The organism is Streptomyces sp. NPDC039465 (assembly GCF_055639315.1).
This window is the reverse complement of the sequence record NZ_JBVKAP010000001.1, coordinates 561,323-576,012: the sequence shown is the minus strand read 5'-3', so window position 1 is coordinate 576,012 and position 14,690 is coordinate 561,323. Positions and strand designations below refer to the sequence as shown.

Below are 14,690 nucleotides of genomic sequence, written 5' to 3'. Positions count from 1 at the left end.
GGTGCTTAAGGTAAGGCGGCCCTTACCTTTATGTTCCGTTTCCTTGTCAGGAGCACCCATGTCCCTGCGTCGTCGCGGCACCGCCGCCGTCGTAGCCCTCGCAGCCGCCCTCTCCCTCGCGGCATGCGGAGGCCAAGAGTCCGGTTCCGCTTCCGGTTCCGACCCGGCCAAGGCCGGCGGCAGCGGCAAGAAGTCCGTCGCGACCGGCGGCAAGGACTTCGGCGACGCGGCGAAGAAGACCGCGGCCATGGGTACGGACGCCAAGCCGGGACAGTTCCCCCGTACCGTCACCCACGCCCTCGGCAAGACGGAGATCAAGGCCGCGCCCAAGCGGGTCGTCGTCCTGGACGTCGGCGAGCTCGACAACGTCGTCTCCCTCGGCGTCAAGCCCGTCGGCTACGCCCCCAGCGAGGGCGACGCCGGCATCCCCGGCTACCTGAAGAAGGACGCCGGCGACCCCAAGAGCGTCGGCACCATCAACAACCTCAACCTTGAGGCCATCGCCAACCTGGAGCCCGACCTCATCCTCGGCAGCCAGCTGCGCGCCGCCGACAAGTACAAGGAACTCTCCAAGATCGCCCCGACGGTCTTCTCCATCCGCCCCGGCTTCACCTGGAAGGAGAACTACCTCCTCAACGCCGCGGCCCTGGACAAGACCGCCGACGCCAAGGCGAAGCTCGCCGCCTACGAGGCCAAGGCCAAGAAGCTCGGCACGGACATCGGCCCGAAGAAGCCGACCGTCTCGATGGTCCGCTACCTCCCGGACCGCATCCGCCTCTACGCCAAGGCCTCCTTCATCGGCACCATCCTTGAGGACGTCGGCCTGCCCCGGCCCAAGAACCAGCAGATCAACGACCTCGCCGCCGAGGTCAGCCCCGAGAAGATCGACGAGGCGGACGCCGACTGGATCTTCACCGGCGTCTACGGCGACCCGAAGGCCACCAAGCGCGACACCGCCCAGGCCAATCCGCTCTGGAAGAACCTGAAGGCCGTCAAGGCCGGCCAGGCCAAGGACGTCCCGGATGAGACCTGGTACCTCGGCCTCGGCGTCACGGCCGCCGACGAGGTCCTCGACGACCTGCGCGGCGACCTCGTCAAGTAGACCTCGCCGCCTCGTCGAGTAGACCTCGCGCAACAGCGGTGACCTCGGTCGAGCAAGCGCGCGCAGGAAGCGGGGCACGCAGGACAGGTAGCCTTTCCTCCGTGCCCCGTCTGTCTGAAGTCATCGCCGCGCTCGACGCCCTCTGGCCACCCGAGCGGGCCGAGCAGTGGGACGCCGTCGGCACGGTCTGCGGCGACCCCGACGCGGAGATCGACCGCGTCCTGTTCGCCGTCGACCCGGTCCAGGAGATCGCCGACGAGGCGATCACCCTGGGCGCCCAGCTGATCGTCGCCCACCACCCGCTCTACCTGCGTGGTACGACGACGGTCGCCGCCTCCCACTTCAAGGGCCGGGTCGTGCACAGCCTCATCAAGCACGACATCGCCCTGCACGTCGCCCACACCAACGCCGACACCGCCGACCCCGGTGTCTCCGACGCCCTCGCCGGCGCCCTCGACCTGCGGGTCACCGGGCCCCTCGTGGCCGAGAACAACCTCGGCCGGATCTGCGAGCTCGACCATCCGGAGACCCTGTCCGAGTTCGCGGCGCGCGCCGCCAAGCGACTGCCCGCCACCGCGCAGGGCATCCGCGTCGCCGGCGACCCCACCATGATCGTGCGCCGGGTCGCCGTCAGCGGTGGATCCGGCGACGGCCTCTTCGACGCCGTACGGGCCGCCGGCGTGGACGCCTTCCTCACCGCCGACCTGCGCCACCACCCGGTGTCCGAGGCCACCCAGCACACTCCGCTGGGCCTGGTCGACGCCGCCCACTGGGCCACCGAATGGCCCTGGTGCGAGCAGGCGGCCGCCCAGCTCGACGAGATTTCCGACCGCCATGGGTGGGGCCTGCGGGTCCACGTCTCGAAGACGGTCACCGACCCCTGGTCCTCCCACCACAATTCTGGAGCCCCCAACTGAACGCCGCGCCCGCCGACCAGATCCGCCTCCTCGACGTCCAGGCCCTGGACGTACGACTGCAGCAGCTCGCCCACAAGCGCAAGTCGCTGCCCGAGCACGCCGAGATCGAGTCGCTGAACAAGGACCTCACCCAGCTGCGCGATCTGCTCGTCGCCGCGCAGACCGAGGAGAGTGACTGCGCCCGCGAGCAGACCAAGGCGGAGCAGGACGTCGACCAGGTGCGCCAGCGCGCCGCCCGTGACCAGCAGCGCCTGGACTCCGGCGCGATCACCTCCCCCAAGGACCTGGAGAACCTCCAGAAGGAGATCGTCTCGCTGGCCAAGCGCCAGGGCGACCTGGAGGACGTCGTCCTGGAGGTCATGGAGCGCCGCGAGTCGGCCCAGGAGCGGGTGACCGAGCTCACCGGCCGGGTGGAGTCCGTCCAGTCCAAGACCGACGACGCGACCGCCCGCCGGGACGCGGCGCAGGCCCAGCTCGACGGCGAGGCCGAGTCCGTACGCAAGGAGCGCGAGCTCGTCGCCGGGTCGATCCCGGCGGACCTGCTGAAGCTGTACGAGAAGCTGCGCGAGCAGCAGGGCGGGGTGGGCGCGGCCCGGCTGTACCAGCGCCGCTGCGAGGGCTGCCACATCGAGCTGAACATCACCGAGCTGAACGACGTACGGGCGGCCTCCGCCGACACCGTCGTGCGCTGCGAGAACTGCCGCCGGATCCTGGTCCGTACGTCGGAGTCCGGCCTCTGATGGCTGCGGGGGAGCTGCGTGAGCTGATCGTCGAGGCCGACGGCGGCTCCCGGGGGAACCCGGGCCCGGCCGGCTACGGCGCGGTCGTCCTCGACTCGGTGACGGGCGAGCCGCTCGCCGAGGCCGCCGAGTACATCGGGGTCGCGACGAACAACGTCGCCGAGTACAAGGGCCTGATCGCGGGCCTGCGGGCGGCGAAGGAGCTGGCGCCCGGCGCGCGGGTGCGGGTCCGGATGGACTCGAAGCTGGTCGTCGAGCAGATGTCGGGACGCTGGAAGATCAAGCACCCGGACATGAAGCCGCTGGCGGCGGAGGCCGCCCGGATCCTGCCGCCCGGGCAGGTCCGCTACGAGTGGATCCCGCGCGAGCAGAACAAGCACGCGGACCGCCTCGCCAACGAGGCGATGGACGCGGGCAAGCACGGCAGACAATGGCAGCCGTCGGCCTCGACCGCAGCCCTGGACACGGCGGCGGCCCGCAACGCCGCCGCCGTCCCCGCCCCGCCGTCGGGCCCGCCCGGCGACGCGACGGCGGGCGCGGCCAAGGCGAGGGCGGCCATGGCGGGGGCGACGACGGCCCCGGCCGCCGGTGTCGCCGGGGCTGTGGGTACGCCCTCGGAGGCGCCCGGGGTGGCGCCGTGGGCGCAGGGCGCGGGAGCTGGCGGTACGGGCACCGAGGCCGGGGTTCCTGGCGCGGGGCAGGCGCAGGGCGCCGGGGTGACCGCCGGCGGCGAGGCCGTGCAGGCGGGCGGCCCGACGGCCGTGGCGCAGGCCGGACCTGGCCGAGCTGCCGCCACCGGGGCCGCGCCCGGCTGGGGGCCCGACATGGGGGCGCCGGCGACGTTCGTCCTGCTGCGGCACGGGGAGACCGCGCTCACTCCGGAGAAGCGGTTCTCCGGGAGCGGCGGGGCTGATCCCGAGCTGTCCGCCGCCGGATGGCGGCAGGCCGAGGCCGTCGCCACGGCGCTCGCCGCGCGCGGCACGATCCAGGAGATCATCAGCTCCCCCCTCACCCGCTGCCGGCAGACCGCCGATGCCGTGGCCGCCCGCCTCGGCCTGGAGGTGCAGATCGACAACGGCCTGCGGGAGACCGACTTCGGCGCCTGGGAAGGGCTGACCTTCGCGGAGGTACGGGAGCGCTACCCCGACGACCTCGACGCCTGGCTCGCCTCACCGAAGGCCGCCCCGACCGGCGGCGGCGAGAGCTTCGCGACCGTCGCCCGGCGCGTCGCGGCGACCCGGGACAGGCTGACGGCCCGTCACGCGGGGCGCACGATCCTCCTGGTCACCCACGTCACCCCGGTCAAGACGCTGGTCCGACTCGCCCTCGGCGCCCCGCCGGAGTCGCTGTTCCGCATGGAGCTGGCGGCGGCCTCGCTCTCGGCCGTCGCGTACTACGCCGACGGCAACGCGTCGGTCCGGCTGCTGAACGACACGTCGCACCTGAGGTGACGTGCCATGTCACCGGTGGTGTGGGGGCGCGGCCCATGGCATGCCATGTCACCGGTGGTGTGGTCCGGCTTACGGTGACGCCATGACATGGCATGTCACCCGTGACGTGGACGCCTTCCGGGCCGCCGCCGACGACCACCTTGCCGCGGACCCCGCCCGGAACACCGTGCTGCTCACCGTCAGCGAGGGCGCACGCCGACTGCCCGTCGACGGCGCGCGCTACGGCTGGTGGACCGAGCCGGACGGGCGGGTGACCGGGTCCTTCCTGGTCACCCCGCCCCACCCGCCGGCCCTCGGCCCCATGCCCGACCGCGCTGCCCGCGCCCTCGCGCGCGAGCTGCCCGACGCCACGGGCGCACGCGGCGAGCAGGCACCGGCCCGCGCGTTCGCCGAGGCATTGGGCCGCCACGACTGGACGACCGTCCGCCGGATGCGGCTCTTCCGGCTCGGCGCCCTCACCCCGCCGCATCCGTCGCCGCCGGGACGTGTCCGGGCCGCGGTCACCGCCGACGTACCGCTCGCCCTGGAGTGGATGCGCGGCTTCGCCGCCGACATCGGCGAGGACCCCGACGCCGACTACGCCCCGAACATCGAGGCCCGCGTCGCCGACGGCCGGCTCCACCTCTGGGAGACCGACGACGGACCGGTCGCCATGGCGAGCGTCTCGCCGCTCATCGCGGGCCAGGCCCGGGTCTCGCCCGTCTACACCCCGCCCGCGTGGCGCGGCCGGGGCTTCGGAGGAGCCGTCACCAGCGCCGTCAGCCGGGCGGCCCTGGACGCCGGGGCCCGGCAGGTGCTGCTCTTCACCGACCTGGCCAACCCGACCAGCAACGCCCTGTACCAGCGCCTTGGTTACCGTCCCCTGGTCGATCATGTGGCGATCACCACCACCCGCACGCCGCGTCACACCTGACCCGTAGGCTACGGCCATGCGCACAGTCATCGAGGTGCACGGTGAAGGCGCCGACGGCGCCCACGAGTTGAAACGCTGGCTGAGTGCGGTACCGCAGCTGCGGGGCCGCATCCAGAGCGGCGCGACGTACGCCGAACCGGACGACGGCGCCATGGGTCTCGCGACCGATGCGCTGCTCGCCATCCTCGCGCCCGGCGGGGTGGCCGCCGTCTTCGCCGGGGCGGTCGTCGCCTGGGCCCAGACCCGCAGGGGCAGCCAGACGATCACCATCATCCGCCCCGACGGCACCGAGGTCACCATCTCCACGACCCACGTACGCGGCCTGGACGCCCAGCAGTCGGCGGACCTGGCCCGCCAACTCGCCACGGACATCGCGGGATCCGCGGCCCCGGGCCAAACGGTGACACCCGACGCCCCGCCCGTCACGGGCGCCCCCCAGCCCCCGGCCCTCCCCGAGACCTCGGCCGCCCCCCAGCCCCCGGCCCTCCCGGGCGCCCCCGCCGACGACCCGCGCACCCCGCCCACGCCATGACCGGCGGCCTCGCCGAGGACGGGGCGCGCGCGGTCATCGTCGGGACCGGGACGCACGCGCCCGACTCCCGCCTCCCCGGGCTGCCGTCCGTCGACACGACGCTCGACGACCTGCAACGGATCCTGCGCGACGTCTGCGGCATGGCCGAGGACCGTATCCACCGGGTCCCGGCGACCGCCCGCCCCGACGAGATCGTGGCCGCCGTGGAGCGGGCCGTCGACGAGGCGACGGGAGTGGTGCTGTTCCTCTACGCCGGGCACGGCCTCCTCGGCCCTGGCGACGAGCTGTACTTCGCCACCCGTACGAGCCGGTCCGCCGAGCAGATCGCGGACGCCGTCCCGTACCACACGCTCAAAGGGCTCCTCGGCCGCGCCGCCGCGGGCAGCGTCGTCGTCCTCGACTGCTGCTTCTCCGGCCGGGCCGAGGCCCCCGCCGGCGGCCGGACGGCCGACCCGTTCGTCTCCGCACGCCCCAGCGGCAGCTTCCTCCTCAGCTCCGCCGCGTACTACGCCATCTCTTACGCCCCCAAGGGCGAGCGGCACACCCTCTTCGGCGGAGGGCTCGTCGAGCTCCTCGAATCCGGCGACCCCACCGGCCCTCCCCGCCTCACCCTGGACCACCTCCACGCCGCACTGGACCGGAAGTTCAGCGGCGGGCTCATACAGCCGCAGCGGCAGAGCGAGGGAACGCTCGGCGGCCTCGTCGTCGCCCGCAACGCGGCCTACCGCCCCCCGCCCGCGGCCGGCCCGGACGGCGCCCCGCCCGCCGACGTGCCCTGTCCGTACCGCGGCATGGAGGCCTTCCGCGAGGAGGACAGCGGCTACTTCCACGGCCGCGACGCGCTCACCGACCGCCTGGTGACCGCGCTGACCGACACCGACGTGCCCCATCCGCTGGTCCTCGTCGGCGCCTCCGGCGTCGGCAAGTCGTCCCTGTTACGGGCCGGACTCCTCACCCGCCTGGAGCGCCGCCCCGAGCCCTGGCCCACGCTCCTGCTGTCCTCGCCCGGCCCCCGCCCGCTGCGCGCCCTGGCCGAGCTGTGGGCCCGGGCCACCGGCCGCGACCGGGACGACGTACGCGCCGCGCTCGACGGCGGCCGGCTGCCGCCGCCGCTCCCCGGCCACCGGCCCTGCCGGCTGCTGGTCGTCGACCAGTTCGAGGAGGTCTTCACACGTTGCGGCGACGCGGAGGAGCGCGCCCGCTTCATCGCCGTCCTCACCGCCGACGCCCCCGGCCACCCCAAGGTCGTCCTGAGCCTGCGCGCCGACCACTACGGCAGCTGCCTCGACCACCCCGCCCTCGCCCACGCCCTCGAACACCACCAGCTGACCGTCCTGCCGATGACCGAGGACGAGCTGCGCACCGCCGTCGAAGCGCCCGCCCCGGCCGCCGGTCTGGCCCTGCAGCCCGGCCTCGTCGACCGGCTCCTGGACGACCTGCGCCAGGGCGGCCCGGCGGGCCTCACCGGACTTCCCTTCCTCTCCCACGCGCTGCGCGAGACCTGGCTGCGCCGCAGCGGCGCCACGCTCACCCTCGCCGGGTACCAAGCCACCGGCGGGATCTGGCAGTCCGTCACCACCACGACGGAGAAGCTGTACCAGTCGCTCGACCAGCCCGGCCGGGAGGCCCTGCGCGAACTGCTCCTGCGGATGGTGCACGTCGGCGCCGACGCCTCCGAGGACGCCGTACGCCGCCGCATCCCGACCGATGAGCTGCCGGAGGCCGGTGGCATCCTCAACCGGCTCGTCGAGGCCCGGCTCGTCACCCTCGACCAGTCCCACGCCCAGATCTCCCACGAGGCCCTGCTGCGCGCCTGGCGCCGCCTGCACCGCTGGATCGACGAGAACCGCGCCGAACTCGTCCTGCGCCAGCAGCTCGCCGACGACGCCGACGAATGGAACGCCGCCGGCCGCCACCCGGGCTACCTCTATCGCGGGCCGCGTCTGCTGACCGCGGCGGCTCTACTGCGCCGCAACCGCCTCACACGCCCCCTGGACGTCGCCTTCGTCAAGAGCGGCCTCGCCGAGGAGGCGGCGGAGCGTAAAAAGGAGGCCCGCCGCACCCGCCGTCTGAAGCAGGCGCTGGGCGGTGTGGTGGTGGCCCTGTGCGTGGCGCTGATCGCCACGTTCATCGCGTACGGCGAGCAGAACGAGACGGAGGCGCAGCGGCGTATCGCCGAGGAGCAGAGCGTCGTGGCGACGTACCGGGCACTGAAGGCGGAGGCCGAGACGCTCCGCTCGACGCAGCCGGAGATGGCGTTGCGGCTGGGTATCGCCGCGTACCGGATCCAGCCGTCGGCGGAGGCCAGGACGGCGCTCTTCGACGGGCTGGCCCAGGGGCACTTCGCCGGGCGCGTGCCGGTCCCGGAGGACGGGGCGTCCGACGTCCGGACTTTGGGCGGCGGCGGCCGCTACCTGGCCCTCGACCGGTTCCGCGAGGGACGGCGGATCGAGCTGTGGGATGTCGGCACACCGGGCCGGCCGGGCCGTCGGCTCGCGGCCTTCGACGCCTGCCCCGACGATGTGAAGGCCGCAGACTTCAGCCCCGGCGCCCGGACACTGGCCGTCGCCTGCAAGGACGGGACGGTGGGCCTGTGGAGCCTGCGTACCCCCGCCGCTCCGCGCCGCACCACCACCTTCCGCCCGCCGGGGCTGCCCGGCCACGCCAACGCGATCCGGTTCGGCGCGGACGGCAGGACGCTGGGCGCGGTCGGCTGGTGGCAGGACGACGACCGGTACGGCGCGCTGGCGCTGTGGGACGTACGGAACCAGTCGCGGCCGCGCCAACTGGGCGTCCGGCGAGGGGTGTACGAAAGCAAGGAGCTGCACTTCAGCCCCGACGGGCGGACCCTGTTCACAGCCTCCCGCGCGTACCTGACCGAGCAGCAGGGCGCCGAGGAGTCGATCGTGCATCACTCCGGGGCGATGCTCTGGGACATCACCGACCCGGCCCGGCCCAAGGAGCTCAGCCGGTTTCCCGTACGGGAGGAGGCGGCCGCCTTCAGCCCGGACGGTCGCCGACTGGCCACCGCCGGGGGCGGGACCGTGGAGCTCTGGGACGTCTCAACACCAGGCAAGCCCCGCCGCATGCACCACTGGCTCGCGCACAAGGACATTGTCACCACCCTCGCCTTCCGGCAGGACGGCAAGATGCTGGCCACCAGCAGTTGGGACAACAACGTTGTCCTCTGGAACGTCACCGATCCGGTGAAGCCCACGAAGGTGGCGACCCTGGTCCAGCACGAAAGGACCGTGAACACGATGGCGTTCGCCTCCCACGGCCGACGGCTCGTCAGCGCGGCGGACGAGGAGGTCATCCACTGGAAGACGGGGGGAGACGGCCGACCACGAGCGGTCACGTCCCTCGACAGGATGCGCGGCTACTACTCCTTCGACCTCAGCCCCGACGGCACGCTCCTCGCGGGCGGCGGGGACGAAGTGGTGGACCTGTGGGACGTCCGTGATCTACTACGCCCCAAGCGTCTGGCCTCGCTGGCCGGCCATACGTCCACCATCAGGGCCGTCGCGTTCAGCGGGGACGGAAAGGCGCTGGTCAGCGGCGACCACGGGGGCAAGATCCTGTTCTGGGACGTCGCCCGGCCGACGCGTCCGCGTACGACGGCCACCGTGCGGCGCGACAAGCCGGTCGAGCAGCTGGCCTTCTCGCCGCGCGGCGACAGGGTGGTGTCGGTGGAGGGCGAACTGCCCTCCCCCACCGGCCAGGGCACGGTCTGGGACACGACGGACCGTCGCCGCCCGCACGCGCTTCTCACCCTCGCCGACGTGACTCTGACGCAAGCGCCGCGCTTCCGGCCCGACGGCAAGCTTCTCGCCTTCGGGGTCTGGACCCCGCGACCACTCAACGCCCAGACACTGTTGTGGGACTTGACCCCGGGCGGGAAACGCGTCGAGGTGAAAGGCGCCGGTCCGATCGCGTTCTCCGCCGACGGCCGGACCGTCGCGATAGGGAACGGGAACGGGGGCGTCGACCTGTCGGACGTCACCGACCCCCGCCGTCCGCGCTCGCTGGGCAGTGGGGTGACGAAAGGAAAGAAGCAGAACACCACGGAGCTGGTGTTCCACCCGGGCGGCAACCTGCTCGCCGAGGCGACAGGGGAGGGGAACGTGCTGCTGTGGGTCGTCGGTGACCGCGGCCTCCCTCACCACGTCGCGACCCTCACCGAGGCCAGGTCGCGGGTGGATTCCGTACGGTTCACCCCGGACGGGCGTCATCTGCTCGCCACGGACGGGCGCAGCGTCCTCGTCTGGGAACTGGGCGAATTCCCGTCGATCGCCGCCGACACGCTCGGTCTCGCGTGCGCGGTGGCGGGCGGCGGGCTCACCGACGCGTATGACGAGTGGAAGAAGTACGCGGCAGCGCTGAAGTACCGGAAGACCTGCCCGTAGACGGCGCCCCGTCACCCCGCCAGCGCCGCCGCCTCCCGCGCCAGCGACTCCACCCGCCCCCAGTCCCGCGCCGCGAGCGCGTCCGCCGGAAGCATCCACGTGCCGCCGAGGCAGCCGACGTTCGGCAGCGCGAGGTAGGACGGCGCCGAGGCCAGGGAGATTCCGCCGGTGGGGCAGAAGCGGGCCTGGGGGAGGGGGCCGGCGAGGGACTTCAGGTACGGGACGCCGCCCGCGGCCTCCGCCGGGAAGAACTTCATTTCGCTCACCCCGCGCTCCAGCAGCGCCACGACCTCCGACGCCGTCGACACCCCGGGCAGGAACGGCACGCCGGAGGCCTTCATCGCGCCGAGCAGGGTGTCCGTCCACCCCGGACTCACCAGAAACCGCGCCCCGGCGTCCACCGCGTCCCATACGCCCCGAGCCGTGACGACCGTACCCGCACCGACGACGGCGTCCGGCACCTCGTCCGCGATCGCCCGGATCGCCCCGAGCGCGGCGGGCGTACGAAGCGTGACCTCGATCGCGGGCAGGCCCCCGGCGACGAGGGCCCGGGCGAGGGGGACGGCGTCGGCGGCGTCGTCGAGGACGACGACGGGCACGACGGGGGCGAGGTCGAGGACGGAGGCCATGGCGGCATCCTGTCGGGGCCGGTGCGGTCTTCGCAACGAGCGTTGCGCATGCTGCAACGAGGATGCGCAGGCGTACCGCATCCAGGCCGGAGCGCCCCGCGCCCCACGCCGCCTTGCCCGGCCGCAGGGCCGGGTCGTTTCGCGCCCGCGAGGGTGCCCGCCTGCCCTGCCCGGCGACCAGCGGGCGGCTGGCGCCCCCGCCCCCGCCCAGGAGCCTCAGTGGATCTCGTCCACCAGCACATCCAGCGACCACGCCGTCCCCGCCCTGCCCGGCGCCTTCGGCTCCACCACGTACCCCAGCCCCCGCAGCGTCTCCACCAGCTCCGCCGGGTCCTTCGGGGCCGCCGCCGACTCCAGGAGGCTGCGGACGATCCGGCCCTTCGTCGCCTTGTTGAAGTGGCTCACGACCTTCCGCGTCGGCGCGTGCAGCACCCGCACCGTCGCCGTACGCTCCGCCACCTCCCCCTTCGGCTTCCACGCCGTCGCGTACGCCGCCGACCGCAGGTCAAGCACAAGACCCTCCCCGGCCGCCTCCGGCAGCACCGACGCCATCGGCGTACGCCAGTACGCGCCCAGCGCGCCCAGGCCCGGCAGCTTCACCCCCATCGAGCAGCGGTACGACGGGATCAGGTCGTCCACCCGGACCGCGCCCCACAGGCCGGAGAACACCAGCAGCCGCTCCCGCGCCCGGCCCCGCGCCGCCGCGTCCAGCGTGGCCAGGCCCAGGGCGTCGTACAGCACGCCCGTGTAGATCTCACCGGCCGGCCGCGCGCCTGCCGTCCGCAGCTCCGTGTTCTTGGCGATCTCGCCGCGCAGGCCCTCGCTCAGGCCGAGTACCTCCCGCGCCTTCTCCTCGTCGGAGACGCACAGCTCCACCAGCTCGTCCAGGACCGCGGCCCGCGCCTCGGCGAGACCGGGCAGGGAGAGCGCCTCCGGCTTGAGCGGAGCCCCGCGCCCGGACGCGGCCTTACCCTCCGACGGCGGCAACAGCACGAGCACGGCGTTTCTCCTTCATGACGTACGGAACGGGGGTGCGGCCCCGACCGCCCAGCGTACAAACCCCCGCCCGGCCGAAATGCCGTCCCGCGCCACCCGCCCTACGCTCGACCCATGCCCCGCCGTCATATCCGTGTGACCGGCGCAGGCGACGGCCCGCTGCAGGCCGCCCTGCGTGCACTCCGCACCCAGCTCCGCATCCCCGAGAGCTTCCCGCCGGACGTCCTCGCCGAGGCGGAGGAGGCCGCGAAGAACCCGGCCGTGCCGGCCTACGACGCGACCGACATCCCCTTCTTCACCATCGACCCGCCGACCTCCGTCGACCTCGACCAGGCCATGCACCTGGCCCGCCGCGACGGCGGGTACCGCGTCCACTACGCCATCGCCGACGTCGCCGCGTTCGTCACCCCCGGCGGAGCCGTCGACGCCGAGGCCCACCGGCGGGCGCTGACGCTCTACCTCCCGGACGGCAAGGTGCCCCTGCACCCCGCCGTGATCTCCGAGGGCGCCGCCAGCCTGCTGCCAGGGAACACCGCGCCCGCGCTGCTGTGGCGCATCGACCTCGACGCCGAGGGGCGCAACGTCGCCACCGACGTACGGCGCGCGCTCGTCCGCAGCTGCGCCAAGCTCGACTACGCGGGCGTCCAGGCCCAGATCGACGCCGGCACCGCCGAGGAACCCGTCGCCCTCATCAAGCCCGTCGGACTCCTCCGCGAACGGCTGGAGATCGAACGCGGCGGGGTCTCCCTCAACGTCCCCGAGCAGGAGATCATCGTCGGGACCGACGGCTCGTACTCCCTCGAATACCGCGCCCCCCGGCCCGTCGACGGCTGGAACGCCCAGATCTCCCTGCTCACCGGCATGGCAGCGGCCGATCTGATGACCGCCTCCGGCACCGGCATCCTGCGCACCCTGCCGAGCGCCCCCAGCGGGGAGGTCGCCCGGCTGCGCCGCGCGGCCAAGGCGCTGGGCATCGACTGGCCCCACCACGTCTCGTACGCGGAGCTCATCCGTTCGCTCGACCCGCGCCAGAGCAGGCACGCGGCGTTCCTCCAGGAGGCGACCAGTCTGCTGCGCGGGTCGGACTACACCGTCTTCACCGGCGGTCAGGTGCCGGTGCCCGCCGTCCACGCGGCCGTCGCCGACGAGTACACCCACGTCACCGCGCCGCTGCGGCGGCTCATCGACCGGTACGCGGGCGAACTGAGCCTGGCGGCCGCCGCGGGCACGCCGCCGCCGGAGTGGGTCGTGCGCGCGCTGGACGGGCTGCGGCAGGCGATGAAGGACGGGTCCCGGCTCGCCAACACCGCCGAGCGCAGGTGCGTCGACATCGTCGAGGCGGCGCTGATGAGCGATCGCATCGGGGAGACCTTCGACTCGGTCGTCATCGACGTCCAGGAACAGGAACCTGACCTCGGCACCGTCCACCTGGAGGACCCGGCCGTGGTCGGCCGCGTCGAGGCCGACGGTGTGGAGCTGCCGCTGGGCGACCGGCTGAGGGTCCGGCTCACGGAGGCGTCGCCGGGGACGAAGAACGTGCTGTTCGTCCCGGCGTGAGGTGACGTGAGGTGGTCACGGGTGCTGCGTGACATTGCGCGCGCCCACACCAGCCACCGCCTCCCGTACCGCCGCCCCCAGCGCCCTCGCGTCGTCGGCGTGGCACCGTACGGTCCGTACCTCGTACCGCCGTCCCAGCAGGCTCACCCCCGTCACCGGCTCCGACAGCTCCAGCGTCAGCGACGTCTGCGCCGCCACCTTCAGGTCGAGGACACCCTCCTGCTTCTCGTGCGTGAACAGCAGCTCGTGCCGGACCGCCGCTATCCGCTCCAGCGGGATCCGCAGGTCCACATGGGCGGCGTGGCGCAGCCGCAGCGTGTCCGGGGTCAGCACATGGGGCCGGGTGACGGACGCCGCGTGCAGACCGATGACGAACAGCACCGTGTACACGTCGAGGATGAGGACCACGGCGTGCACTGTCGGCCAGGCGTCCAGGAGGTACGACAGCCCGACCGTCTCCACCACGCACACGAACGCGAAGCCGTGCATCAGCGCCGCCTGGTCCCGGGCGTGCCCGAAGGCCCGCTCGCCCGGTCCGACGCCGTCCCGCCGCCGCGCTATCCAGAGCAGCAGGCTGTACATCAGACGCAGCTCATGCCCGAGTACCCGCCGCAGAGGCTCCGGCACCCGCCTCACCGGGCACGCTCCGTGACGATCCGCAGGGCCCGGGCCACCGCCGCGCCCTGGGCCGGGGCGAAGTCGGCGAGGAAGGCGTCCATGAACCGGCCCTCGGAGCCGTCGGACCCGACCGCCCCAGGCACCCCCACCTCCGGTACCGCCTCCGGGCGGAGGTGGGCGACGGCCGCGTCCGGGATCAGCTCGGCGAGCGCCCGCGCCGCCGCCTCGACCGCCGGGTCGGCGGGGTCCGCGTCCACGAGGGCGTCGAGCATCCCGTACACCTCATGGGCCCGCTCCCCCGCTCCCGGCTCCTGGGCCATCGTGTGCAGGGCGTCCATCATCCGGTCCCGTTCGGCGTCCGGGGCCACGGTGTCCAGCAGGGCCAGCATCTCCCGGTCCTTCGCGGCCATCGGGGAGGCGTCCGCCGGGCCGCCGGCCATCTCGCGGAACACCTCGGCCAGCCGCGGCGACACCGGCCCCTCGGCGGGCAGCCGCCCGGCCCGCGCCTGCTCAAGCAGCACCGCGAGCCGCGCCCTGCGCTCCTTGACCAGCGCCTCCTGGCGCCTGAGATCGGCGTCCAACTCCTCCAGTACGTCGACCAGTTCGCGCCCCGCGTCGTCGGCGAGCACGTCCCGTACCTCGTCCAGGGCGAGCCCCAGCTCGGTCAGCCGCCGGATCCGGGCCAGCAGCACCGCGTCGCGCAGCGTGTAGTCGCGGTACCCGTTGGCCCGGCGGACGGGCTCGGGCAGCAGCCCGAGGTGGTGGTAGTGCCTGACGGCCCGCGTGGTGAACCCCACCATCGCGGCGATCTCTCCGATACGCATGAGCT

At 73.5% G+C, this 14,690-nt stretch carries 12 protein-coding genes; 8 read left to right on the top strand and 4 right to left on the bottom strand.

Going from position 1 to position 14,690, the window contains the following annotated elements; translation table 11 throughout:
- Window positions 1-58: 58 nt before the first annotated feature.
- The 7 genes from ACZ7LT_RS02665 (at window position 59) to ACZ7LT_RS02635 (ending at window position 10,061) form a co-directional block, all read left to right on the top strand.
- Window positions 59-1,102: an ABC transporter substrate-binding protein gene (locus ACZ7LT_RS02665; RefSeq protein ID WP_471233141.1), complete on the top strand. Its 1,044-nt coding sequence runs from the start codon at window positions 59-61 to the stop codon at window positions 1,100-1,102.
- Between the two features lie 101 nt (window positions 1,103-1,203).
- Window positions 1,204-2,019, top strand: coding sequence for a Nif3-like dinuclear metal center hexameric protein (locus ACZ7LT_RS02660; RefSeq protein ID WP_471233137.1), 816 nt, complete (start codon window positions 1,204-1,206; stop codon window positions 2,017-2,019).
- On the top strand, window positions 2,016-2,759 hold the full coding sequence (locus tag ACZ7LT_RS02655) for a zinc ribbon domain-containing protein (RefSeq protein WP_471234770.1): 744 nt from the start codon (window positions 2,016-2,018) through the stop codon (window positions 2,757-2,759). The genes ACZ7LT_RS02660 and ACZ7LT_RS02655 overlap by 4 nt, the downstream gene beginning before the upstream one ends.
- A 14-nt stretch (window positions 2,760-2,773) precedes the next feature.
- Entirely contained in the window at window positions 2,774-4,210 is a 1,437-nt protein-coding gene (locus ACZ7LT_RS02650; protein ID WP_471234769.1) for a bifunctional RNase H/acid phosphatase, read from the top strand.
- An 82-nt stretch (window positions 4,211-4,292) separates the two neighbouring features.
- Entirely contained in the window at window positions 4,293-5,123 is an 831-nt protein-coding gene (locus ACZ7LT_RS02645) for a GNAT family N-acetyltransferase (protein ID WP_471233133.1), read from the top strand.
- A gap of 16 nt (window positions 5,124-5,139) precedes the next feature.
- A complete protein-coding gene (locus tag ACZ7LT_RS02640) occupies window positions 5,140-5,655 on the top strand; it encodes an effector-associated constant component EACC1 (RefSeq protein WP_471233129.1) in 516 nt (171 codons plus the stop codon).
- A complete protein-coding gene (locus ACZ7LT_RS02635) occupies window positions 5,652-10,061 on the top strand; it encodes a caspase, EACC1-associated type (RefSeq protein ID WP_471233126.1) in 4,410 nt (1,469 codons plus the stop codon). Before ACZ7LT_RS02640 ends, ACZ7LT_RS02635 begins: the two co-directional genes overlap by 4 nt.
- 11 nt (window positions 10,062-10,072) lie before the next feature.
- Here ACZ7LT_RS02635 and eda read toward each other — a convergent pair whose 3' ends face one another.
- Window positions 10,073-10,690, bottom strand: coding sequence for a bifunctional 4-hydroxy-2-oxoglutarate aldolase/2-dehydro-3-deoxy-phosphogluconate aldolase (gene eda, locus ACZ7LT_RS02630; protein WP_471233121.1), 618 nt, complete (start codon window positions 10,688-10,690; stop codon window positions 10,073-10,075).
- 216 nt (window positions 10,691-10,906) lie between these two features.
- A complete protein-coding gene (gene yaaA / locus ACZ7LT_RS02625) occupies window positions 10,907-11,689 on the bottom strand; it encodes a peroxide stress protein YaaA (RefSeq protein WP_471233117.1) in 783 nt (260 codons plus the stop codon).
- 111 nt (window positions 11,690-11,800) lie between these two features.
- Between yaaA and ACZ7LT_RS02620 the strand changes: the two genes are divergently transcribed.
- Window positions 11,801-13,243 (top strand): RNB domain-containing ribonuclease, encoded by a 1,443-nt coding sequence (locus tag ACZ7LT_RS02620; protein ID WP_471233115.1) that lies wholly within the window; start codon window positions 11,801-11,803, stop codon window positions 13,241-13,243.
- Window positions 13,244-13,258: 15 nt separating this feature from the next.
- Here ACZ7LT_RS02620 and ACZ7LT_RS02615 read toward each other — a convergent pair whose 3' ends face one another.
- Both ACZ7LT_RS02615 and ACZ7LT_RS02610 read right to left on the bottom strand, forming a co-directional pair.
- Window positions 13,259-13,870, bottom strand: a complete 612-nt coding sequence (locus ACZ7LT_RS02615) for a hypothetical protein (RefSeq protein ID WP_471233112.1) — start codon at window positions 13,868-13,870, stop codon at window positions 13,259-13,261.
- Window positions 13,871-13,875: 5 nt separating this feature from the next.
- Entirely contained in the window at window positions 13,876-14,685 is an 810-nt protein-coding gene (locus ACZ7LT_RS02610; protein ID WP_471233110.1) for a MerR family transcriptional regulator, read from the bottom strand.
- Window positions 14,686-14,690: the final 5 nt, after the last annotated feature.

Bases quoted from the DNA above. Each gene is read 5' to 3' on its own strand.
- ACZ7LT_RS02665 (WP_471233141.1), top strand. From the start codon at position 59: ATGTCCCTGCGTCGTCGCGGCACCGCCGCCGTCGTAGCCCTCGCAGCC.
- ACZ7LT_RS02645 (WP_471233133.1), top strand. From the start codon at position 4,293: ATGACATGGCATGTCACCCGTGACGTGGACGCCTTCCGGGCCGCCGCC.
- ACZ7LT_RS02640 (WP_471233129.1), top strand. From the start codon at position 5,140: ATGCGCACAGTCATCGAGGTGCACGGTGAAGGCGCCGACGGCGCCCAC.
- ACZ7LT_RS02635 (WP_471233126.1), top strand. From the start codon at position 5,652: ATGACCGGCGGCCTCGCCGAGGACGGGGCGCGCGCGGTCATCGTCGGG.
- eda (WP_471233121.1), bottom strand. From the start codon at position 10,690: ATGGCCTCCGTCCTCGACCTCGCCCCCGTCGTGCCCGTCGTCGTCCTC.
- ACZ7LT_RS02620 (WP_471233115.1), top strand. From the start codon at position 11,801: ATGCCCCGCCGTCATATCCGTGTGACCGGCGCAGGCGACGGCCCGCTG.
- ACZ7LT_RS02610 (WP_471233110.1), bottom strand. From the start codon at position 14,685: ATGCGTATCGGAGAGATCGCCGCGATGGTGGGGTTCACCACGCGGGCC.